The organism is Clostridium pabulibutyricum (assembly GCF_058242705.1).
The window spans coordinates 11,688-35,208 of record NZ_JBZAYZ010000002.1 but is presented as its reverse complement, the minus strand read 5'-3'; the positions used below and the strand labels follow the sequence as shown (position 1 = coordinate 35,208).

The window sequence follows — 23,521 nt, the reverse complement described above, 5'->3', positions numbered from 1 at the left end:
TAAGGTGATTTATTTTAAGTATCCAGAAAACTGGCATTTGTTTAAAATGAGAAGAGAAAAGGATGAAGCAATTAAAAAGCCTGCAGCTGTGGAGGAACAAAAAATCAAGCCGGATGAATTTAGTATATCGTATCCTGTTATCCATAGTGGTGAATCTGCTGACAAGTTCAAAGAGGCAAACAATAAGATTGTAGATGAGGTAGATAAACTTTTTAAAAGTCAGGTACTCCTTCCGGAAGTAGTGGATTTTACTGACATAATTGGAACTTATGATATAACTGTAAATAAAAATCAGATACTCAGTGTACTTTTCGGCATGTGGACTTATGTACGTGGGGCAGCCCACGGATTTACCCAATATGGTGCTGTCACATTGAATGTAAATACGGGACATGTATATTCATTCAGTGAACTTTTCAATCCCAAAGTATATTATATACAGACGATAAATGACCTTGCAAAAGACTATATTCGTAAGAATAATATAGATTTAATCAATGAATATAAAGGTATAGATAAAAATCAGGAGTATTATCTTACCCAAACTTCACTGGTGCTTTTTTACCAGATATACAGATATACACCATATTCATATGGACTTTTTAAGATAGAGATACCTTATGATGAAATAGAAAATATAATATCTCCTGTGGGACCTATAAGCAGAATTATGAGAAAGTAAAGTTCGATACATTTTAAAGGCATATGATCTTTTTATAAAAGATTTATATGCCTTTTGCGTACATGGTATAATTATAATATTGTAGAAAAAATTTGAAGGAGGTATTGAAATGGGTTTTATTAAATCTTATGGAAATTATATAAAAAAGAATATTGACAATCCAGAAAAAGCATCAAAATTGCTTTTAAAGGGTTTTTCACTTGAAAAACTGGCGGTTTCAAAGTTTAAAAGAAAAGATATGCCGCCATCACTAAATTATCTGAATAGATTGTGTCTTGATTTTATTATAAAGCCAATGAAATATCCTGAGAAATCTTCAATAGTTACCATATTTTCACCTGTTGAACTTCTTCATGCCATGGGTATACATCCGCTTCTTGTAGAAGGATTTTCCTCGTTCCTTTCGGGAGCTGAATGTGAAGATATATTTGTGGATCATGCTGAAAAAATCGGGATTTCAGATACCTTGTGCAGTTATCACAAAGCTTTTATAGGTGCAGTTGATCTCGAAGTTGTTCCCAAATCAAAATTCATAATTACATCATCTATGATATGTGATGCCAATTTAAATACTGCAAGGCATATTTCAGAAAAATATGGTATACCGTATTACTACCTTGATATTCCATATGAATATAATGATTATACCAAAGAGTATGTTGTCAGTCAGCTTCATGAGATAGTGGAATTTATGCAGGATATAATGAATACAAAGTTTGATTTGGATAAATTTAAAGAGGTCATGCAAATTGAGAATGAAACCAGAGGCTATATGAAAGATTTTTATGAAAAGTTGAAATACAGATATTTCCCCAATACTCTTACTATTGAAATGTTCAGGTTGTTTGCTTCACATTTGGGAATAGGGAGATGCGACGTGCGTGATTTTTATAAGAATCAGGCTTTAGATATAGAAAATTATCCACGATATAGTGGAAAAAGAATTTTGTGGAGTCACATAATGCCCTTTTATAGCAATACTTTGAAGGAGTACTTTAATTTTGATCCGGAATATCAGCTTGTTGCCTGCGACTATAATTTTGATACTGATTGGAAGATTGATTATGACAGTCCCTATGAAGCTTTGGCGGATAAATTTCTTAAAAATCGACTTAATGGTTCCTTTGATTTAAAGGTCAAAAATATAATTGATATTGCAGAGAGCTTTATGGTGGACGGAGTTATAAATTTTTGTTCATTTGGGTGTAAAGAGTGCAGTGGAGGTACTATGCTGCTTAAAAATGCGCTTAAGGAAAGAGGCATACCATATCTTTCCATCGATGGAGATGGCATAGACAGGAGAAATGCTCAGGAAGGACAAATAAAAACAAGGGTTGATGCTTTTATGGAGATATTAAGAGGCAGGAAGGTGATAGTATGATAGGATATGTATGTAAATATACTCCGATACATATAATAGAGGCTTTCGGTGAGAGTGTTTCAAGGATAGAGCCTGATGTACGTGGATTCGAAAAAGCCGAGACACTTATGCACCCAAATATATGCACTTATGCAAAGGCTGTTCTTGAGGAATGCATAAATTCAGGAGTGAGAAACGTAGTTCTTGTAAATTGCTGTGACAGTATAAAAAGGCTTTACGATGTTTTGGTGCAAAGATGTGACTTCGATTTTGTATATATTATTGATGTGCCAAGAAAAAAAAGCAGAGCTGCAGAGCTTATTATGAAAAAGGAAATACTAAAATTCATCCATGCGATGGAAGACTTTAAGGGAAAAAAGTTTGATGTAGATAAATTTGTTGACATAGTAAATTCAGATTGCACGGAAAGTAATGCAAGGGGCTCTGACATATCTGTTGCACTTATGGGATCAAGAGCCAGAGCGGAAACAGTAGAGCAGATTAAAAATGCAGGTGCGGATATATTTTTTAACTTTACATGCAATGGCAATTATGAAGTCCCATCTAAAATTATTAACAATCGTGATGCCATAAATGAGTATTCTTCAGCCCTTATAAACAAGTTTCCATGTATAAGAATGGTTGACATAGAGAAGAGACGTAAAGTGCTGAGGGAAAATATTAGAAATATACAAGGGATAATATATCACACGACAAAGTTCTGTGATATGTATTCTTTCGAGTATGCATATTTGAAAGACACTCTTTCAATACCGGTGTTGAAAATAGAAACGGATTATACAGAAGAGGGAAGTGGTCAGATGAGAACCAGGATAGAGGCTTTTGTGGAAACCTTGAAGACAAGGAAAGATGGCGGTGAGAAATCTTCTGTTGAACCATGTGGAAAAAAAGTTGTTCTTGCAGCGGGTATAGACAGCGGTTCAACCTCTACCAACGTGGTAATAATAAACCAGAGAAGAGAGATACTTTCTTATTCCGTAGTAAGAACGGGCGCAAAGAGCAAACAGGGAGTGGAAGCCGCATTCAAGCAAGCTGTAGACAAATTAAATATTGACATTTCTGATATAGACAAAATTGTGAGTACAGGTTATGGAAGAGTTAGTATACCTTTTGCAGATGAAGATGTTACAGAAATAACATGTCATGGAAAAGCAGCTTTTTTTATAGATAATTCAATAAGAACAATCGTTGATATAGGCGGTCAGGACAGTAAAGCAATAAGACTTGATGAAAGAGGAAATGTGATTGATTTTGCCATGAATGACAAATGTGCCGCAGGTACGGGAAGATTTCTTGAGATGATGAGCAGGACTCTTGAGGTTCCACTTGAGAAAATGGGTAAGTTGTCTCTTGAGTGGAAGGAAGATATAGACATAACAAGTATGTGCAGCGTATTTGCTGAATCCGAGGTTGTATCGTTGATTGCAAACAACAAGGATATACCCGATATAATTCATGGACTAAGCAAATCAGTTGCTTCAAAGACGGCTTCGCTGGTAAACAGGATAGGAAAAATGGGAAATTATATGATGACTGGAGGAGTTGCCAAAAATGCAGGTGTTGTAAAATGTCTTGAGGAAAAACTTGGAGCATCTATAATAATACCTGAAGAGCCTCAAATAGCGGGTGCACTTGGAGCTGCACTCATAGCACTTGAAAATATTTGATAATTATAATGAATCCAGAAGATATTTATAGCAAATGTGGATAGGAGCGTGTAACTGGCATCCATCTTGCTTTGTACATATATATTTTTTGGACTATAATTAGAAAAGTGGAAATCTACAATTTGAAAGGCAGGAGTTTAGATGAAATATCCTATTGATTTACATACTCATACTATAGCAAGTACCCATGCATATACTACACTTCTTGAAAATGCAAAGTGGGCATCTTCCATAGGACTTGAAGTTCTTGGAACCACAGATCATGCGCCAAGTATGCCGGGAGCGCCACATGAATGGTACTTCAATAATTTCAAGGTGCTTCCAAGGGAACTGTATGGAGTTACAATGCTCTATGGATGCGAGGCGAATATTTGTGATTCCGATGGAAATGTTGATCTGCCTCAAGAGCTTCAAAAAAAGATGGATATCATGATAGCAAGTATCCATAATCCTGTAATGACACCAAATACCGATTCGGAGATTAATACAGCAATACTGTTAAAAGCAATGGATAACCCATGTGTGGACATACTGGGACATTGTGGTAATCCACAATTCCCAATTTATCCAGAAGAAATAGTAAAAAAGGCAAAGGAGAAAAATATACTTGTTGAAATAAACAACAGTTCTTTTTCACTGTCTAGAGTAGGAAGTTCTGAAACGTGCAAAAAAGTTGCAGCTTTGTGCAAAGATAATGATGTAAGAATAGTACTTGACAGTGATGCGCATTCATGTTTCAAAATAGGAAAATTTGATGATGCCTTGAGAATGTTGAAAGAAATAGATATGCCTGAAAGACTTATTATAAACAAAGATAAAAATGAACTTTTCTCCTATCTAAAAGAAAAAGGAAAGAATATAAAACTTTAGGCAGGGTGATTCTGATGAACAAGGTCATAGGACTTTTTGCACATGTGGATGCAGGTAAAACTACTTTTGCAGAACAAATACTATATCATTCCAATTCCATAAGACAAAGAGGGAGAGTGGACCGGGGTAACTCTTTTCTTGACAGCCATGAGATAGAAAAAAGACGTGGCATTACAGTTTTTTCAAATCAGGCTGTGTTTAAAGTGGGGGATTCTACTTATTATTTAATAGATACACCGGGACATTCAGATTTTTCTCCGGACATGGAGAGAAATATGGATGTAATTGATTATGCAGTTTTACTTGTAAGTGCTGCCGATGGAATTGAAGCACAGACCGAGGTAATATGGAGACTTTTAAGACAAAAAAACATTCCAACATTTATATTTATAAATAAAATGGATAGGCATAAAAACAGCATTCGTGAAATAAAGGACAATATAAGAGAGAATCTTACGGAGGATTTCTATGTCTTTGGAGATGAAGATATTGTTTCAAAAAGACTTATGGAATTTATGGCGGAGAGAGATGAAGAGTTTCTGGATTTATATATAGATGAAGATTATAGAGAAGATGTATGGTTTCATGGACTTTTGAATATGATAAAGAAATGTAATATTTTTCCATGCATGTATGGCTCTGCCCTCCTTGACCTTGGTATAGAAAACTTTATTAAAAAGCTGCACTGTCTTACATACACAAATTACAGTAAGAAAGGAAAGTTTTCTGGAATTGTGTACAAGGTAAGGTTTGACTCATTCAAAAACAAGATTTCCTATATAAAGGTAACAGGGGGAAGTCTTCAATTAAGGGATGAGGTAATTGTTCATGTAAAAAATACTGGAGATTTTAATGAAAAAATTTGTGGAATAGATATATGCAGTGGGGATAAATATATAAATTTAAAGACTGCAGATGCAGGAATGTTGTGCACCGTCAAGGGACTTTCAAAATCAAGTGCAGGGTGTTTCCTTGGAAATTTCAATGGAAGTTTTACACAAGACCTGGTTCCGCTTTTAAAATCAAAGGTCATATTCGATAAAGATTTAGATCCCAAATGGGTACTCGAATGTTTCCAGATTCTTTCGGAGGAGGAACCTTCTCTCGATGTTTCATGGAATGAAAACCTTCAAAGTATCGAAATGTCGCTTATGGGAAAAATACAACTTGAAGTTTTGCAGGAAATAGTTTTAAAAAGATTTAATATTTCAGTGGAGTTCGGTCCCTCAAGTATACTTTACAAAGAAACTATTGTTGGAGGTGCAGAGGGCTATGGTCATTTTGAACCTTTAAGGCATTATGCCGAAATTTATATTGAAGTTCAGGAAGCGGAAAGAAACAGCGGCATTTCTTTTCAGAGCATGTGCAAAATAGAAAGACTTGATACAAGATATCAAAATCTTATAGAAAAATTTACACGAGAAGGACTTAGAGGAAAACTTACAGCTTCTCCTGTTACAGATGTAAAAATAGTACTCAGAGATGGAAAATCACATATAAAGCATACATCTGGTGGTGATTTCAGGGAAGCTTTTTCAAGAGCATTTGCAAACGCTCTTGAAAAAGCTACATGTACTTTGCTGGAGCCATATTATTCTTTTAAAATAAGAGCCGACGTTGATTTCATGGGAAAGATACTTTCAGATATCGAGAGGCTGAATGGTGAATTTGAAACGCCTGACATTTCAAATGGAATTGTATATTTAAAAGGAAAAGGTCCTGCAGAATGTTTTATGGATTATCCTGCTGAATTTATGTCATTTACTGGAGGAAGAGGATTCATAAGTTTTGATTTTGATGGCTATTATTCATGCCATAATCAGGATGAGGTAATTGAAAAGATAGGTTATAACAAGGACCAAGATGAACGGTTCAATGAAGATTCAATATTTTGCTCAAAAGGTCAGGCCTTTGTAGTTGAGGGGAAAAAAGTAAAAGAATATATGCACTGCTTTAAAAAGTAAAAGTCTGCCAGGTCATTAATACTGGCAGACTTACTTATATATTCTTTTTTTCAAGTGTTATGAAAGTATATTTTATATCTTTATCCATATGCTCTTCAAATTCGAGAGTTGTGTAATCATTATATTTGAATTTTGGGAAATATGTATCTCCGGTTTCATCTGATATTATCTTGGTTAAATAGAGGCGCTTTGCAAAAGGTAAAAATTGCCGGTATATTTCCCCTCCTCCAATTATAAATATTTCCTCGGAGGAGTTCTTAAAGTCAAGTATCTTATCTATATTGTGAATTACAGATACACAGTTGGAAGGTACACTGTAGAGAGTGTCTCTTGTAATTACTATGTGTTTTCTGTTTGGAAGAATACCAGGCAGGGATTCAAAGGTTTTTCTGCCCATCACTATAGTTTTACCTGTAGTTATTTTTTTGAATCTTTTAAGGTCTTCTTTTATATGCCATACAAGGTTATTGTCTTTTCCTATGAGATAGTTTTGGTTGAGTGCTGCAATTATACTGAGCATCAGACAGCTACCTCCATGCTTATTTTATCATGGTGCTTGTAATCTATGAGCTTTATATCATCTATGGAAAAATCATAGAAATTTTTAATCTCAGGATTTACCCATAGAGAAGGCGCCTTGAAGTCATCGTTTTTTCTTGTAAGTTGAAGTTTCATTCCGTCTATTTCATTTTCATATATATGGGCGTTGTTTACTACATGAGTAAAGAGACCGGGCTTCAAGTCTGTAACTTGTGCTATAAGATGTACAAGAACTGCATACTGACACATGTTAAATGGAACTCCAAGTGGAAAGTCTCCACTTCTTTGAACGAGCATGCAGTTCAATCTGTCTCCCTGGACATCCCACAGTGTTTCATAACAGCAGGGCTGCAGCGCCATATCTGGAAGATCTTCGATATTCCACATGGACATAATCATTCGTCTGTTTTGAGGATCTTTTTTTATAGTATTTATAAGATTGTCAATTTGTTTGAATTTTGAAATCTGATAGCCGTAGGCTTTTCCTATAGTACCATCATCTCTCATCCATTCGTCCCATATATGTACGTTTTGTTCCTGAAGTTTTCTTACATCGTTTGACTGATCTTTATATATCCATAAAAGCTCCCGCACTGCTGTTTTAAAGGCAACAAATTTTGTGGTCAGTATTGGGAACTCATCTGACAGGTCAAACTGCATCATTTGATGGGGAAGCTTTAAAGTAGGGATACCTGTTCTGTTTCCGTCATGATAACCGTGTTTTAAGATGTTTTCTATTATATTTAGATATTGTCTATCTGCTTTGCTCATGTGATTTCTCCTTTGCATAATATTACTTTAAAATTATAACATTAACTAAAATGTAAGTACAGTAAGCAAAAATAGAGATCCTATTGAAAATATTTCCTGGAAATATTTCTTATTTCAAGCTGTCATATATAGTTTTTAAATTGTATGTCATGCTTTCTATATAGTCTTTATTATCCTCACTGCTTTCAAGGGTATATATTTTTTCGACCTTTGCATTGATTTCTTTTGCAAGAGTGTTTGATACTTTAGGACTGACCATGTTTTCTACAAATATGGTTTTTATATTGTTTTGCCTGGAATATTTTATAAGTTCTTCAAGCTTTTTTGGAGACGGCTCTCCTTCTGCAAATACACCCTCAACGCTGTTTTGTTTCAAATTATAGTCACGGCACAAATAAGCGAAAGCGGCGTGACCTGTTACAAAGTTTTTGTTCTTCACATGGGAGAACTTGTTTTTGTATTCGGTATCCAGTGCATCAAGTTTTTTTGCAAAAGCTTCATAATTACTGTAATAGAAATTTTTGTTTTTAGGATCAGCTTTTGAAAGGGCATCTCTTATATTTTTGGATTGAATTTTGGCACTCTTAAGACTTATCCATACATGAGGATCATAGGTGCCATGTTCTTTTATCTCTTCGGAATCTGTATTTTTTATAGGAGTTATGCCTTTTGAGGCATCAACCAAAACAAGATTTTTATTTCCGGCGGAGTTTATGACCTTGTCCTTCCATGATTCCATTCCAAAGCCGCTGTATATGAAGATGTCTGCATCCTTTATCGATTTCATATTCTTTATGTTGGGTTCGAAATCGTGCGGCTCAGTTCCGTTTGGAACAAGAGTTTCTATATTTATTTTGTCCTTGCCTATGGCATATGTAAATTCTTTCATTGCATTAAATGATACAATGACCTTCAATTTATTTGTTTTATCTGTAGTTGATTTATTACCCGATGTGCATCCGAATAAAAACAAGATTGAAAACATTAAAAAAATGATAAGCGTGTTCTTTTTCTTTGACATTTTAGTTCCTCCTATATCATATATGTAAATGCAATTAAATTGCATTTACATATATGATATAAGATAATCGAATTATTGTCAATAATTTGGTTGATTTTACACTTGAAGTAATTTAATCAAAAAAATCATCATATATATTAGTAATTAAAGTAAATAACTAATGAAGGGGAGGGAAGCGGCTTTTTATAGATGAGCTGCAAATTTATTGAATTATAGGAGATTTAACAAAGAATACAATTCTGGTTTTGAAATAGCTACAATCATTATAAGTCTTTTACTTGTTATAGTTTTACCTTATTTTGTTCAGGCATCCGGAATGAAACAGGGAAGATCCAAAGGCAATATGTTTTATGTACAAGTGTTGAATTATGCAATGCCTGCTGTAAAGGCTACAAGTTTCAATGAAGATGATATGGCTGAGAACAGTTTTTCTTTTTCCAATACTCCTCTTGAGATATTTGATGTAAATGTGAAAAATCCTATAGGAATACTTGGAAAAGAAATTGCTTTTCTTGGAGTTGATGTTAAAGACAATAGTGTAGACCAGTTTAAGCTTGACAGCAAAGAGGTTGCCAAAGCCAATAATGGTGCTGAAGATAAATCAGCGGCTGTATTTGATCCTAAATTGAAAAGAAGCATTAGCAGTAAAAAACCAGATGTTCTCATATATCATACTCACACAACTGAAAGTTACAAGCCTGGTGGAGCCAACAGTTTCGACAACAGCAAAAATGTATGTGCCGTTGGAGATCAGCTTGTATCCGAGCTCAATAAATATGGGATATCTGCAATAAATGACAAGACTGTTCATGATGCGGAAGCTTATACTCAGAGTTATTCAAGGTCCTCCGTAACTCTTGATAAATACTTAAAAAAATATGGTGATTTCAAGCTTATTATAGACATGCATAGGGATGCATCTGAAAACAAGAACTTAACTACAGTCAAGGTAAATGGGGAAAATGTATCTACAATAATGTTTGTGATGGCAAGAAAGAATCCTCATTTCAGCAAAAATATAGCTCTTGTGAACCAGATCATTGGTTTGTCAAACAAACTTTATCCTGGACTGACCAAGGGAATATGCTATTATAATTATGGAACAAGATATTTTAATCAGGATAAAAGCAATAATGCAATGCTTATGGAAGTAGGTTCGAATGCAAATAGCACAGTCGAGTCCAAGGCCTCGATGAAGTATGCAGCAAGAATAATTGCACAGGTTTTAAAATAGTATATAAGTTGAAATTTTTATACAATCTTTATACATTTTGATATAATCTTAACTTCACCTTTATGTCTGTAATGATAACATATTGAATTATAATAAATGGACTTAGAGGCGATGTGAATGAATATTGGAGAAATTTTAGGGGCGATTACTGGAAAAACACTTAGAAGTGAAGATTTGAAAGGTCAAAAGTTCAATGTTTTTTGGGGACTTCCCATAATGTCAAGTGATGCAATTTCTTCTGTAGCATATGCGGGAGAGGAAATATTGATTGTACTTATCCCATTTTCCGGAATGATGTCATATAAATATATGCTGTATGTATCCATGTGTATTGTATTTTTAATGTTCATGCTTGTATTTTCGTACAGTCAGACAATAGATGCATATCCCGGTGGTGGTGGTTCTTATATTGTTGCAAAGGATAATCTTGGTACTGTTCCAGGACTCGTTGCAGGTGCGTCACTGACGATTGATTATATATTGACAGTTGCAGTAAGTACAACCGCCGGAACTGCAGCAATTACCTCAGCATTCCCGGTGCTGCTTCCACATGCTGTTTCAATAACCCTTTTTCTGATACTATTTTTGGTTGTGGGAAATTTAAAAGGAATAAAAGATTCATCACAAGTATTCGGAATACCTACCTATGTATTTATATTCCTCGTACTTGTTATGATTGTATGGGGAATTATAAGAGTTCATTTGACAGGTTATATACCCAAAATGCAGTATGACCTGCCTAAAGCATCGGAAACAGTCACTGCTTTTTTATTTTTAAGGGCTTTTGCATCTGGATGTACTGCTTTGACAGGCATAGAAGCAGTGAGTAATGGGGTTCCCAATTTTAAAAAACCATCTCAGAAAAATGCAAAAACAGTTTTGTTCCTGCTTGGGATTACGATGTTTTTGATGTTTGGAGGAATTTCATATCTCTCTACAATATATCACGCAGTTCCAAATTCAAATGTGACAGTTTTAGCTCAGATATCGAGTCAGGTTTTCAACGGAAATATAATTTTTTATTTAATACAGGTATCAACTGCTATTATATTGATTATGGCCGGAAATACATCATTTGCAGGACTTCCTCTGCTGCTTGCACTTATGGCAAAAGACGGCTATGCTCCGAGGCAGTTTGCAAAAAGAGGGAGAAGACTTAATTATTCGAATGGAATAATAGTGCTTGGATTTTTATCTGCGGTACTTGTTGTGATTTTCAATGGAGACACACATTATCTTTTACCACTTTATGCAGTAGGGGTATTTATATCATTTACGCTTTCACAATGGGGAATGTTAAAGAGGTGGATTAAAAATCGTGGAAGCGGATGGAAGCACAGGGCATTTATAAATGGTACAGGAGCTGTGCTCACTTTTGCGACGATGATAATTATAGGAATTACAAGATTCATAAAGGGAGCATGGATTATTTTTGTATTGATACCGGCTATTGTGCTTTTAATGTGTAAAATAAAGAAACATTATGATGAAGTTGCAGTCCAGCTCAGGTTGCCTGTTTATGAAAGACCTAAAAATATAAATTTAAAGGAACAGAAAAAATATGTAATAGTACCTATAGATACACTAAACAGATCATTTTTAAAAGCACTTAATTATGCAAGAACGATATCTCAGAATATAATAGTGTTTCATGTTTCAATAGATGATTCGGCTACTGCAAAACTTCTTAAAAAGTGGGAAGAATATAATGTTAAGATACCTATTGTAGTTAAAAAATCACCGTATAGAAGTATAATAAAACCTTTAGTGAAATTTATAGAATCTGAGGAATATACAGCTGGAGAAGATGATACTATAACAATTGTTATACCGCAATTTATCGTTACAAAATGGTGGGGAAACATACTTCATAATCAGACTGCGGTTTTTATAAAGACGGTTCTGCTGAAAAAAAGAAACATAGCAGTAGTTACAATACCTTATATAATAAACGAAAATTAGTGGTTTAGTTTAAATATAGTTTTTGAAAAGAGGAATAGTTTTGAATGTCTCAAAATGAAATAAAAAAAACCAAAAGAGGAAAACTAAAAATATTTTTCGGATACGCACCTGGAGTTGGCAAGACATACTCAATGATAAAAGAGGCTGAAAGAATCAAGAAACTTGGAAAAGATGTAGTAATAGGTTTTGTCAATTCTCATGGAAGAGAGGAAATAAGCAGTATTTCAAAAAATATTGAAAAAATAGAAAACAATACTTTAGATTATGGCTGGACCAAAGTACAGGAATTTAATTTAGATGGGTCTATAAGTAGAAGGCCATATATCATACTTGTCGATGAACTTGAGCATTTGAATTTTGGAGAGCAAAGACACAGAAAGAGATGGCAGGATATACAGGATTTGCTTGATAAAGGAGTTAATGTATATACTACATTGAATGTCCAGAATATTGAGAGCTTGAATGATGCAATTTCAAACCTTACAGGAATTGATATTTCAGAAACTGTTCCGGACAGAATATTTGAAGGTGCCGACAAGGTTGAAATTGTGGACATAGAACCGGATGAACTTTTAAAAAGATTTGAAAGTGAAGATATATATGTAAATGAGACAATAAGATCCGGTATTTTAAAAACATTTACAAGGGAAAAGCTTTATGCTTTAAGGGAAATTGCATTGAGAAAAACTGCCGACAGGCTAAGTTATAAAATGGAAAGCAGCAGGCTTTTAAAAGACAGCATCAATGTTATGCCAACGTCGAATAAAATACTTGCCTGTATAAGTTCTTCGCCGTCATCTTCAAAAGTAATAAGAAGTGCTGCAAGGATGGCAGAAGCATATCACTCAAAATGGATAATGCTGTATGTTAAAACAGCACGATTCAGCAAAATGAAAAACAAGGACAGGGCAAGACTGAATTCCTATTTCAGTCTTGCAAAACAACTTGGAGGGGAAATAGCTGTAGTCTGGGGCAATGATATAGCAGAATCCATACTGAAATATGCAAAATTTAGAAATGCGACAAAGGTAGTAATGGGAAAAAACAATAAAAACGCTAGCAAGTTTTTTTACTTTTATGCAAAAGATGTTGTAGATAAAATCATGAATTCAAGTTCTTACATCGACTTATATGTTGTTACGGATTCCATACACAGGAAGAGAAAGACATTCATAAAGACCGCATCAAATTTTAAATTGAAGTTTTCTATTAACGATGCTATAAAGGCCGTGCTTATAATGGTATCAACTATATGTGCTGCAAAAATTTTTGAATATATGGATCTTTCGGAAGTAAATATATTCATGATACTTATTCTTGGAATTATACTTACATATATAAAAACTACAGGATACTTTGTAGGAGTCATTTCATCGTTGATAGGCGTATGCGTGTTTAATTATCTTTTTATACAGCCAAGGGGATCTTTTCAATTTTATGATAAAAACTATATAACTACTTTTGCAATGGTTCTTATAGCAGCGTCTGTAATAGGTGGACTTACTAACAGGCTGCAGGAAGAAGCAAAAAATTCATTTATACGTGAAAAAAGAACACATTCATTGTATACTATAAGTGGAAAGCTTTTAAGCTCGGTTGGAAATTCGGAGGTTGTAGCAGTTGGAGTAAAATACATTTCGCGATTGATTGATAGAACTGTAGTGTGTTATATTCCAAAAGGTGGTAAGCTGTCCAGCACATATGTATACAATTGTGATATGGAATCCGACAAAGACATATTTTCACGGGAAAATGAAAAGAAAGCTGCTGAATGGAGTTTTTCTTTTGGCAGGGAATCTGGAAATAGTACAGACACTTTTTACAATAATTCGGGATATTATATTCCTATAAAAGCCAAGGATACAGTAATGGGTGTTATTGGGATATCATGCCTTCCAGGTACTGTTGATCATGAAAAAAAATTTATCGCAAAGAGTATTGTAAGTCAGGTTGCACTTGCCATGGACAGGGAGAATCTTGTACAAAAACAGGAAAATTCAAAAATTCAAATAGAAAAGGAAAGATTTAGAAGCAATCTTTTGAGATCAATTTCTCATGACATTAGAAGTCCGCTTGCAGGTATAAAAGGTTCTGTAAGTACCATACTTGAAAAAGGGGATTTTATAGACAAAGAAACCAAAGTAAAACTATTAAGTGGAGTTTATGACGATACTGAGTGGCTTGTGAGGCTTGTTGAAAATTTACTTTCAATGACTAAGTTTGACGAAAGAGGTACTATAAAAATCAACAAAAATATGGAAGTGGTTGAAGAAGTCTTATCCGAAGCGGTACAGAGAAGTTCCCGCATTTTTAAAGATCATAAAATAGAGGTGAAAGTGCCGGAAACTGTTATAATGCTTCCTATGGATGGGGGACTTATAGAACAGGTAATTATAAACCTTATAGACAATGCCGCGAAATTTTCAAAGGAAGGATCTGTAATATACATAAAAGCCTTTTTAGAAAATAAAAATGCAGTTTTTGAAGTTATAGACAGTGGAAAGGGAATAGATGAGAAGATACTTCCACATATATTTGATACATTTTTTACAGATGGAAGTGAAGTACCAGATTCCCGCAGAGGAGTTGGACTTGGGCTTGCAATATGTAAATCGATAGTGCATGCACATGGAGGAAAAATAATGGCATTTAATAGAAAAGATGGCGGAAGTGTTTTTAAATTTAGCATTCCTGTGAGGGAGATGGATTGATTATGGAAAACAAGCCGTATATTCTTATAGTTGAAGATGACAGGCCTATACGAAATTTTATAACTGCGGCGCTGTCCACACAGGGATATGATTATGTGGAAACAGATAAGGGAAATGAGGCAGTTGCCCTTACTATGTCAAACCGGCCGGATCTTGTAATACTCGATCTTGGACTTCCTGATATTGACGGTGTTGAAGTAGTGTCAAGGATAAGAGAACTTTCTTATGTGCCGATTATAGTTGTATCGGCAAGGGAAAAGGAAAGACAAAAAGTTGAGGTACTTGATCTTGGTGCGGACGATTATTTGACAAAACCATTTGGTATAGGGGAACTACTTGCAAGAATAAGGGTATCACTCAGACATAGTAAAATAAGAAATGTAGACGAAGGCGAAGTCGAGTCTTTTAAAGTGAGACAGCTTGTTGTTGACTTCAGTAAGAGGCGTGTTGAAATTTGCGGCAGAGAAATACATCTTACTCCAATGGAGTATAAGATATTATGTCTTCTCTGCAAGTATTCGGGAAAAGTACTTACTCACAACTTCATAATAAGTGAAATCTGGGGTACCTTCGTTGGAAATGAAACTCAGTCTTTAAGGGTTTTTATGGCAAGTTTGAGGAGAAAGATAGAAAAAGATCCTGCAAGTCCGGAGTATATATATACAGAAGTTGGCGTTGGTTACAGACTTGCAGATGAATAGCAGTTTTAAAGCTGAAATTTTACATCAATTATAAAAAGTTGTAGAATATTTATATAAAAATTGTCAGGAGGTAATTCGTGATGGAAAAAATTGCAAGCTTTACAGTTAATCATATTAAATTAAAACCGGGAGTGTATGTTTCAAGAAAAGATAAATTTGGTGACGTTGTTATTACTACATTCGATATAAGGATGACAAGCCCAAATGACGAGCCTGTTATGAATACTGCTGAAGTTCATACAATTGAACATTTGGGAGCAACATTCCTTAGAAACAACAAGGAATATGGATCTAAAGTGGTTTATTTTGGACCTATGGGATGCAGAACGGGATTTTACCTTATACTTGGAGGAGATTATGAATCGAAGGATATTATAGAACTTTTAAAGAAAATGTATAAGTTTATAGCTGAATTCAAGGGAGACGTTCCAGGTGCGGCAGCAAAAGATTGTGGAAATTATCTTGATATGAATCTTTCAATGGCAAATTACTGGGGAAGGAAATATCTTAAGGAAGTTTTAGAGGATATAAGTGAAGACAGGCTTGTTTACCCGGAATAATACTGATGGTTTAGATTTATTTTAAAAGGAGAGAGATGATTGATTAATTACAACCTGGACGACTATAGAAAAATTGATAAAAGTGCGGTTAAGTCATGGATTATTGGAAGAACTATATTCTCTTTTATAATATTGATTTTATGTGCGGTTTTATCACATTTCTTTATCGTTCCCAAGTTGCTTTATTCTGACAGAGCAAAATTTATTTTTTATTTATGCATTTCAATAATGGTAATTGTTTTGATAGTGTATAGTTATTTTTTGCCGTTTTTGGAGTATCAGGAATGGAAATATGGTATATTTGAAGACAAGATAGAAGTTATACATGGAATATTTTTCAAAAGTAAAACCTTGATACCGATTTCCAGAGTTCAAAATTTTGAAATAAAACAGGGACCTATTCAAAAGAGATATGGGGTTTCGTCAATTGAGATAATAACAGCTGGAATAACAAAGGAAATACCAGCTGTGACTTCAATGGAAGCTGAAAAGATAGCTGAAAGTCTCAAGAATATAATTCAGGCAGGTGATTGCTGTTGAAAATTTATAGAAATCATCTGCTGAATATTTTTTATGGTTTCTTTAAGCTTTTAAAACAATTTATAAGTATATTTATAGGAATTGGACTAGTAGGAAGAGAATTGGGGATTTTTAAATCATTATTAATTGCTCTGGCGGTTTGTATTATGATTCTGGCAATTGAAATAATAAATTGGAGAAAAGATTTCTTTACTATAAGGGAAAATTCCATATATTATCAAAACGGACTTTTTAAAGTAAACAAAACTGAAATTCATTTTTCAAGAATACATACTGTGGATATTTCCCAGAATATAGTAGAAAAAGTCTTTAATGCTTCAACTATAAAGATAGATACAGGAGAAAGCAAGAGCAAGGGAAGCGAACTTAAATTTGTATTGAACAGGGATACTGCGTTTTATCTTAAAGATATTTTGTCTTCGGAAAGAAAACAGGAAGGTATTGATGAAACCACAGTTTACAAGGCTGGGGCATTTGAACTTTTTATATACGCTGTGGTTTCAAATTCTGTTTTCAAGGGAATAGGAGTTCTTTTTGTAATACAAAATTTTATAAATGATTATATTGAAAAAATATTTAGCATAAATACTCAAGTATATGTAAAACAAGTGGAAGCGAAGGGAATTTATATTATTGCAGCTTTTGTAATTTTTCTTTTGTTTTTGGGAATTGTAATTTCTGTAATAGGAACATTTTTCAAGTATTATGGTTTCAAGGTATTTAAGGATTCTTCAAAAATAAATATAAGTTATGGAGTTTTCAATAAAAAGAATTATAGCTTTGAAATTAAAAAGATAAACGGAGTAAACATAAAAAGAACGGTTTTTATGCAGATATTTGGATTTTCCACACTGGAAATTGAAAGTATAGGTTATGGTGATGAGGAAGGCGAAAGGGCCGTACTATATCCTATTTGTACAAAGAAGATGGAAAGTACTATTTTAGCCGGAATACTTGAGAATTTCCAATATAATGGAGATAAATATAAAGTATCACGAAATGGTTTTGGAAGATTTTTTTACAAGAAAATATTGTTTTGGATTGTAGTTTTTTCAGGTTTTTTTATTTTTAAAAGGCAGTATGCACCGTTTACTTTCATTTTATTGGTTTTACTGTTTGAAGCAGGTATTCTTGAAATAAAGAATTCACACCTTGGAATATTCGAGAATCTTATTTACATAGGAAGAGGTGCCTTCAACAAAGAAATATCAATAATAAAGGTAAGTGCAGTTCAGGCGGTTACAAAAACTTATAATTATTTTCAAGAAAGACATGGTTTTTGTGATTATAAAATAAGTATATATAGCTCAAGCTCGGGAAAGTTACTAAAAGTTAAAAATTTAAAAAATAATATTTTGGCTAATTTCAAATAATATGTAAACAATTGATTGCAGTCCCTTTTAAATATACATTTGTGAAAGGATGAGAACTGTGGAAAGTTACTATAAAAATGCGGTATCCATAGCAAGAAGCATATGTATGAAAAAATTGAAAGCTGGAGACAGGGCAGTAGATGCTACTATGGGTAATGGAAAAGATACTGCATTTCTATCTAATATCGTTGGAAAAGACGGTGTTGTATATTCATTTGATATACAAGAGACGGCCATATCCAATACAAAACGCATTTTGGAAAATTGTACAGAAAAAAACGTTGTACTTGTAAATGATGGACATGAAAATATGGATAAGTATGTAGCAAATAATGTACAGCTTATTATTTTTAATCTTGGGTATCTTCCAGGAGGAAACCACAATATAACAACAAAATGTAAAACCACAATTGAGGCTCTTGAGAAGGCGTTGAATTTAATAGCAAGAGGAGGCGCTGTTGTAATTTCTGTGTATTACGGGCATCTGGAGGGAAAAAGAGAAAAAAAGGAAATTGAAGCTTATGTAAGTGAGTTGAATCAAAAAATATTCAATGTTTTAAAAATATGTTTTATGAATCAGATAAATGATCCTCCAGAAGTTATTTGTATAGAAAAAATATAAATCAGATTTTCAAATTGATTAATTGCAAAATGTACGATATAATATCAACAAATTAATAGCTTATTTGAAGCAGGAGGAAGTTTGTTATGAAATTCATGAAAGTTAGTGATGAGGCTTATAGGGAATTTAAAGATTTTCTAGTATCAAGTAATGTGGAAGATTATAATTTGAGAATAAAATATTTGGGAACGAACTGCAGTGGACCAATATTCAATGTATATTCCGGAAAAGAAGAAGAAAATGATGTTATAGATACAGTAAATGATATAAATTTTATAGTTGACAGAGAAATAATAAATTCCTTCGGTGGATTTATTATATTATCCAGTCGTGAAAGCAGTAAAATGGGGCTTGAACTTAAACCATTCATAGAACCACCTTCAGGATGCGGCGGATGTTCTAAATGTAATTGTTAATCTTAAATAAACTTAAAATAAAAGCGCCGACAAAATGCCGGCGCTTTTAGCAAATGTATTTTAATTATTAATTTAGTATGTATACATTTACCGATCTCATACCCCAATTTCTGGCACCTGATTCAGATGGTATAAAGACATCTATTCTATTGCCTATTATAGCACCACCTGTGTCTGCTGCAACAGCGTATCCATAACCTTCAACATAGACTCTTGATCCGAGTGGAATAACTCTGGGATCCACAGCTATGATTCCTTGGGATGTATGAGCTCCAGTTGCTGTAAGCCCATCATCTGAATAAGCAGTGGCGTTTACAGCTATAACTTTTGATGCTGAACTCACGCTTCCGCCACGTGATAGTACTGCACCTGATGAATGAGCACTGTTAAAGGCCACCTGCCTGCTGTTTTGTTCTTCTTCTTTAGCTAAAAGTTCCTTTTCTTTAGCTGATGTTTTTGCAAGCAGATTTTTTTGAGTGGCTATATCAGAATTTAATTTTGATAATATTTTTTCATTGCCATTTCTTAAAGTTTGAAGTTTTGTATTTTGGTAAACCAAATTCTTTTTTTCAGAATCTATAGTCTGTTCATTTTTCTTCAGTTTGTCCATTATTCCTTTGTCAAATTTAATTATTCTTGATACAGTATCAACTCTCGACAAAAAATCTTCAAAACTGTTTGACGACAATAATAGTTCAATATAACCGTCAGTTCCTGACATGTACATTGCTCTCAATCTACTGTCAAACACCTTTTTTTGAGCTTTTGATTTATCTTTGGCGTATTTTAATTTTTTTTCTGTATTCTTAATATTTTGATTGATCTTATTCATGTCTGCTTTGTTTTGGTTAATTTTGCTTATTACAGAATTAACCTGGGTGTCTAATTGATTAACCTTTTTTTGCAGTTGCACCTTGTTATCTTGTGTTTGGCTTAGCTGGCTTGATTGAGCAAATACACAGTTACTAATCATAGTTGTCAGTGCTAGAATCACAACCGCAGATAACGCCTTTCTCTTCATTTAATTTCCTCCCTATAACTGATTATAGAACCGTGATTTTACTGCGGTTCTATATGTAAAAAAGTAATACTGTTTTTTATTATACCATTAATACCTATAAAAACTCAAGTTCACATGGATTAATATGGAATTAATTCTATTTTATAGAAAGAAATAACAGACAGTACAGAGCTATTTGAAGGCAATTGCTACCTCTTTATATATATTAAGTTGTAAATGATAATGATAAATCGTATAATATCTTATGAAAGAGTTTTAATTTGGATGACAAAATACATAAGATTAATTAATTCAGTAATTTTGAAAGGAAACAAATATGAAAAAAATATTAGTATTAGCTGAAAAACCATCTGTTGGTAGAGATATTGCGAAAGTTCTTAAGTGCAGCAGGAAATCTTCAGGATATGTTGAGGGAAGCAAGTATATTGTGACATGGGCGCTTGGACATCTGGTGACTTTGGCTGATCCTGAAAGTTATGATAAAAAGTATAAAGTATGGAAGATGGAAGATTTACCCATGATGCCTAAATATTTAAAAACAGTTGTTATAAAGCAAACGGGTAAACAGTTTAATATAGTTAAATCACAGATGAACAGAAATGATGTTTCAGAAATAGTTATTGCAACCGACGCCGGACGAGAAGGAGAACTGGTTGCAAGATGGATTATAGAAAAAGCTCATATAAATAAACCTCTAAAAAGGCTGTGGATTTCATCACAAACGAATAAGGCAATAGAGCAGGGATTTGCAAATTTAAAATCTGCATCAGATTATGATAACTTGTACAAGGCAGCAAAGTGCAGAGCAGAAGCTGATTGGATAATAGGTCTCAATGTGACACGTGCACTGACAAGTAAATATAATGCACAGTTGACTGCAGGAAGGGTTCAATCACCAACACTTGCAATGATAGTTAAAAGGGAAGAAGAAATAAAAGATTTCAAGCCAAAAGAATATTACAACATAAAAGTAAATACATCAGATTTTACACTAAAGTGGACTGGTCAAAAAGGCGACAGTATATTTGATTATGAAATTGCGAAAAAAATAGTTTCGAAACTTAAAGGGAAAATTTGCAGGGTAACCGAGGTGAAAAGTGTTTTAAAGAAACAGTTTCCAGGCAAATTGTATGATTTGACGGAACTTCAGAGAGATGCAAATAAACTATTTGGATATTCTGCAAAACAGACCTTGTCTATAATGCAAAGACTGTATGAGAATTATAAAATACTTACCTATCCAAGAACTGATTCAAGGTATATTTCAAAAGATGTTTTGGAGACTATTCCAGAACGTTTGAAAGCAATATCTCTTTCAGAGTACAAAATTTTTATAAAAGAAGTTTTACAAAGTGGAATAAAGTCCAGCAAGAACTTTGTTGACGATGGCAAGGTTACGGACCACCATGCGATAATACCTACAGAAGAAAGTGTTTTACCGGCCAAGTTGAGTTTTGAAGAAAGAAATATTTATGATCTTGTAGTAAAAAAATTTATATCTGTTCTTCTCCCTCCATGTGAGTATGTTCAGGTTTCAATAAAAGCAGATATATGTGGTGAACAGTTATATTGCAAAGAAAACATTCCTAAGAAGCAGGGATGGAAAAGAATTTATGACAGGAAGGAAAAAGCTGGTAAAAATGATATCTTAAAGCTTCAAAACGGAGATGAATTGTCTGTGGTATCTGCGGAGATTGAAAAACTCAAAACAAGTGCCCCGGCAAGATTTGATGAAGCAGCACTTTTATCTGCCATGGAAAATCCACAAAAATATATGAAAATTGATAAAGTGTATGCAGAAACTCTTGGAAAAACTGGTGGGATAGGCACGGTGGCAACAAGAGCCGATATAATAGAAAAGCTTTTTAATATGTTCTATATTGAAAGAAAAGGAAAACAAATATTTCCTACATCAAAGGGGAAACAACTTGTAAATCTTGTACCTGAAGGATTGAAATCACCTCTATTGACGGCTAAGTGGGAAAATACTCTGGATGAAATAAGCAGAGGAAAAAAGAAACCTTATGCATTTTCAGAAAGCATGAGAGAATATGCAGTTGAACTTGTAAATGATATAAAATCCAGCAGCAATAAGTTCAAGTATGACAATCTTACAGGTAAAAAGTGCCCGGATTGCGGAAAATACATGCTTGAAGTTAAAGGAAAGAAAGGAATTATGGATGTATGTCAGGATAGAAATTGCGGATACAGGGAGTATGTAAGTATATTTACAAATGCAAGATGTCCTGAATGCCATAAGAAACTTGAAATTCGTGGAAAAGGTGATGGAAAGATATATATATGCAGTAACTGTGGCTTTAGAGAAAAGGCAAAATCTTTTAATGGAAGATTTAATGGGAGCAAGGAGAAACTAAACAAGAGGGAAACTAATAAATATCTTAAAAAATTGAATCATGAAAATGAAAAACCAATAAATTCTTCTCTTGCAGATGCTCTTAGAAAAATCAATGATATCGGTGGTGTAGACTAGATGGCGGGGTTTAATGCAGCAGGAAGTATATTAAGTATTGTAATTATGATATGTGTAGGGTTTATGCTGACGAAGTATAAGTGGCTTGATGAAAATATATCGAAGGTTTTTTCAAGGCTTGTGTGCAATATTGCACTTCCATGTTTGATGATATCTAATCTTATGAATAATTTTACAAAAGACAAACTGGATCATATAGGAAAGGGACTTATAATACCTATAGTTTCAATGGCTGTAGGATATGTAGTGGCAGTAGTAATTTCTAAAATAATAAAAGTGAAAAAAGGAAGAATAGGTACATTCCGATCCATGTTTTTTGTTTCCAATTCCATATTTATAGGGCTTCCTATAAATATGTCGCTGTTTGGTGCTAAAAGTGTACCATATGTGCTTTTATATTATATATCCAATACTGTTTTCTTTTGGACAATAGGTTCTTATGGAATAGTATCTGATGGATTAGGACAAGCTAAAGGTTCTGGAATATTTTCTGTAAATACGCTTAAGAGAGTATTTTCTCCTCCTCTCATGGGATTTATATTGGCAATTATACTTATAATGCTGAATATCAGGCTTCCAGGGTTTGTTATGGATACGTGCAAATATCTTGGAGAAATGACAACACCGCTTTCTATGTTGTTTATAGGCATAACAATTTATTATGTAGATATAAGAAAAGTAAAGATTAGTATGGACATAATATTTGTTATTATAGGCAGATTTGTAGTATCTCCGCTTCTTATAATGCTCCTTGCGAGATTTGTTTCGGTACCAAATCTTATGAAGCAGGTTTTCGTAATACAGGCAGCTATGCCTGTAATGACTAACACATCTATTGTGGCAAGACAATATGGTGCAGATTGTGAATATGCAGCAGTAGTAACATCAATCACTACTATTTTGAGCATGATTGTAATTCCAATATACATGACTATAATAACATAAAATGTGTTGTAGTCATGATTTTTAACTTGTTTATTGATACTTATACACT

Annotated in this window: 20 protein-coding genes; 16 read left to right on the top strand and 4 right to left on the bottom strand. The window is 33.7% G+C overall.

The features are described 5' to 3' along the window. Positions 1-4: 4 nt before the first annotated feature. The 5 genes from AC4CVH_RS03460 to AC4CVH_RS03440 all read left to right on the top strand — a co-directional run bounded on the left by AC4CVH_RS03460 (position 5) and on the right by AC4CVH_RS03440 (position 6,564). Positions 5-682, top strand: coding sequence for an RsiV family protein (locus tag AC4CVH_RS03460; RefSeq protein WP_490786342.1), 678 nt, complete (start codon positions 5-7; stop codon positions 680-682). 109 nt (positions 683-791) lie between these two features. After that, positions 792-2,063 (top strand): 2-hydroxyacyl-CoA dehydratase subunit D, encoded by a 1,272-nt coding sequence (locus tag AC4CVH_RS03455; RefSeq protein WP_490786341.1) that lies wholly within the window; start codon positions 792-794, stop codon positions 2,061-2,063. Then, complete coding sequence (locus tag AC4CVH_RS03450; RefSeq protein WP_490786340.1) at positions 2,060-3,730, top strand: acyl-CoA dehydratase activase; 1,671 nt, start codon at positions 2,060-2,062, stop codon at positions 3,728-3,730. The genes AC4CVH_RS03455 and AC4CVH_RS03450 overlap by 4 nt, the downstream gene beginning before the upstream one ends. 141 nt (positions 3,731-3,871) lie before the next feature. After that, positions 3,872-4,600 carry a phosphatase gene (locus AC4CVH_RS03445; RefSeq protein WP_490786339.1) on the top strand — a complete coding sequence of 243 codons (729 nt, stop codon included), beginning with the start codon at positions 3,872-3,874 and terminating at the stop codon, positions 4,598-4,600. 14 nt (positions 4,601-4,614) lie between these two features. Then, positions 4,615-6,564, top strand: coding sequence for a GTP-binding protein (locus tag AC4CVH_RS03440; RefSeq protein WP_490786338.1), 1,950 nt, complete (start codon positions 4,615-4,617; stop codon positions 6,562-6,564). Positions 6,565-6,598: 34 nt separating this feature from the next. Here AC4CVH_RS03440 and AC4CVH_RS03435 read toward each other — a convergent pair whose 3' ends face one another. The 3 genes from AC4CVH_RS03435 to AC4CVH_RS03425 form a co-directional block, all read right to left on the bottom strand. Next, entirely contained in the window at positions 6,599-7,084 is a 486-nt protein-coding gene (locus AC4CVH_RS03435) for a dihydrofolate reductase (protein WP_490786337.1), read from the bottom strand. Further along, a complete protein-coding gene (locus tag AC4CVH_RS03430; protein ID WP_490786336.1) occupies positions 7,084-7,875 on the bottom strand; it encodes a thymidylate synthase in 792 nt (263 codons plus the stop codon). The genes AC4CVH_RS03435 and AC4CVH_RS03430 overlap by 1 nt, the downstream gene beginning before the upstream one ends. Before the next feature lie 109 nt (positions 7,876-7,984). Further along, positions 7,985-8,896 carry a metal ABC transporter substrate-binding protein gene (locus AC4CVH_RS03425; protein WP_490786335.1) on the bottom strand — a complete coding sequence of 304 codons (912 nt, stop codon included), beginning with the start codon at positions 8,894-8,896 and terminating at the stop codon, positions 7,985-7,987. A gap of 205 nt (positions 8,897-9,101) precedes the next feature. On the opposite strand from AC4CVH_RS03425, the gene AC4CVH_RS03420 reads away from it, so the two are divergent. The 9 genes from AC4CVH_RS03420 (at position 9,102) to AC4CVH_RS03380 (ending at position 19,015) form a co-directional block, all read left to right on the top strand. Continuing rightward, positions 9,102-10,130 carry a stage II sporulation protein P gene (locus AC4CVH_RS03420; RefSeq protein ID WP_490786334.1) on the top strand — a complete coding sequence of 343 codons (1,029 nt, stop codon included), beginning with the start codon at positions 9,102-9,104 and terminating at the stop codon, positions 10,128-10,130. 117 nt (positions 10,131-10,247) lie between these two features. Beyond that, positions 10,248-12,092 (top strand): APC family permease, encoded by a 1,845-nt coding sequence (locus AC4CVH_RS03415; RefSeq protein WP_490786333.1) that lies wholly within the window; start codon positions 10,248-10,250, stop codon positions 12,090-12,092. Between the two features lie 44 nt (positions 12,093-12,136). Next, positions 12,137-14,803, top strand: a complete 2,667-nt coding sequence (locus AC4CVH_RS03410) for an ATP-binding protein (RefSeq protein ID WP_490786332.1) — start codon at positions 12,137-12,139, stop codon at positions 14,801-14,803. A gap of 2 nt (positions 14,804-14,805) precedes the next feature. Then, positions 14,806-15,504, top strand: coding sequence for a response regulator (locus AC4CVH_RS03405; RefSeq protein ID WP_490786331.1), 699 nt, complete (start codon positions 14,806-14,808; stop codon positions 15,502-15,504). An 80-nt stretch (positions 15,505-15,584) separates the two neighbouring features. After that, positions 15,585-16,064, top strand: a complete 480-nt coding sequence (locus tag AC4CVH_RS03400; protein ID WP_490786330.1) for an S-ribosylhomocysteine lyase — start codon at positions 15,585-15,587, stop codon at positions 16,062-16,064. A 39-nt stretch (positions 16,065-16,103) separates the two neighbouring features. Next, the gene (locus AC4CVH_RS03395; RefSeq protein ID WP_490786329.1) at positions 16,104-16,604 is read left to right on the top strand and encodes a PH domain-containing protein; all 501 of its coding nucleotides are present in this window, start codon (positions 16,104-16,106) and stop codon (positions 16,602-16,604) included. Further along, entirely contained in the window at positions 16,601-17,977 is a 1,377-nt protein-coding gene (locus AC4CVH_RS03390) for a PH domain-containing protein (protein WP_490786328.1), read from the top strand. Before AC4CVH_RS03395 ends, AC4CVH_RS03390 begins: the two co-directional genes overlap by 4 nt. A 49-nt stretch (positions 17,978-18,026) precedes the next feature. Beyond that, positions 18,027-18,599, top strand: coding sequence for a tRNA 5-(aminomethyl)-2-thiouridylate-methyltransferase MnmM (gene mnmM, locus AC4CVH_RS03385; protein WP_490786327.1), 573 nt, complete (start codon positions 18,027-18,029; stop codon positions 18,597-18,599). Between the two features lie 86 nt (positions 18,600-18,685). Then, positions 18,686-19,015, top strand: coding sequence for a HesB-like protein (locus AC4CVH_RS03380; protein ID WP_490786326.1), 330 nt, complete (start codon positions 18,686-18,688; stop codon positions 19,013-19,015). A gap of 67 nt (positions 19,016-19,082) precedes the next feature. On the opposite strand, the gene AC4CVH_RS03375 is transcribed toward AC4CVH_RS03380, so the two are convergent. Then, positions 19,083-20,036, bottom strand: a complete 954-nt coding sequence (locus AC4CVH_RS03375) for a 3D domain-containing protein (protein ID WP_490786325.1) — start codon at positions 20,034-20,036, stop codon at positions 19,083-19,085. Between the two features lie 316 nt (positions 20,037-20,352). Here AC4CVH_RS03375 and AC4CVH_RS03370 point away from each other — a divergent pair, with 316 nt between their 5' ends. Both AC4CVH_RS03370 and AC4CVH_RS03365 read left to right on the top strand, forming a co-directional pair. Next, positions 20,353-22,527 (top strand): DNA topoisomerase III, encoded by a 2,175-nt coding sequence (locus AC4CVH_RS03370; protein WP_490786324.1) that lies wholly within the window; start codon positions 20,353-20,355, stop codon positions 22,525-22,527. Then, positions 22,528-23,472: an AEC family transporter gene (locus AC4CVH_RS03365; RefSeq protein WP_490786323.1), complete on the top strand. Its 945-nt coding sequence runs from the start codon at positions 22,528-22,530 to the stop codon at positions 23,470-23,472. It begins immediately after the preceding gene. The last annotated feature ends 49 nt before the right edge of the window (positions 23,473-23,521 follow it).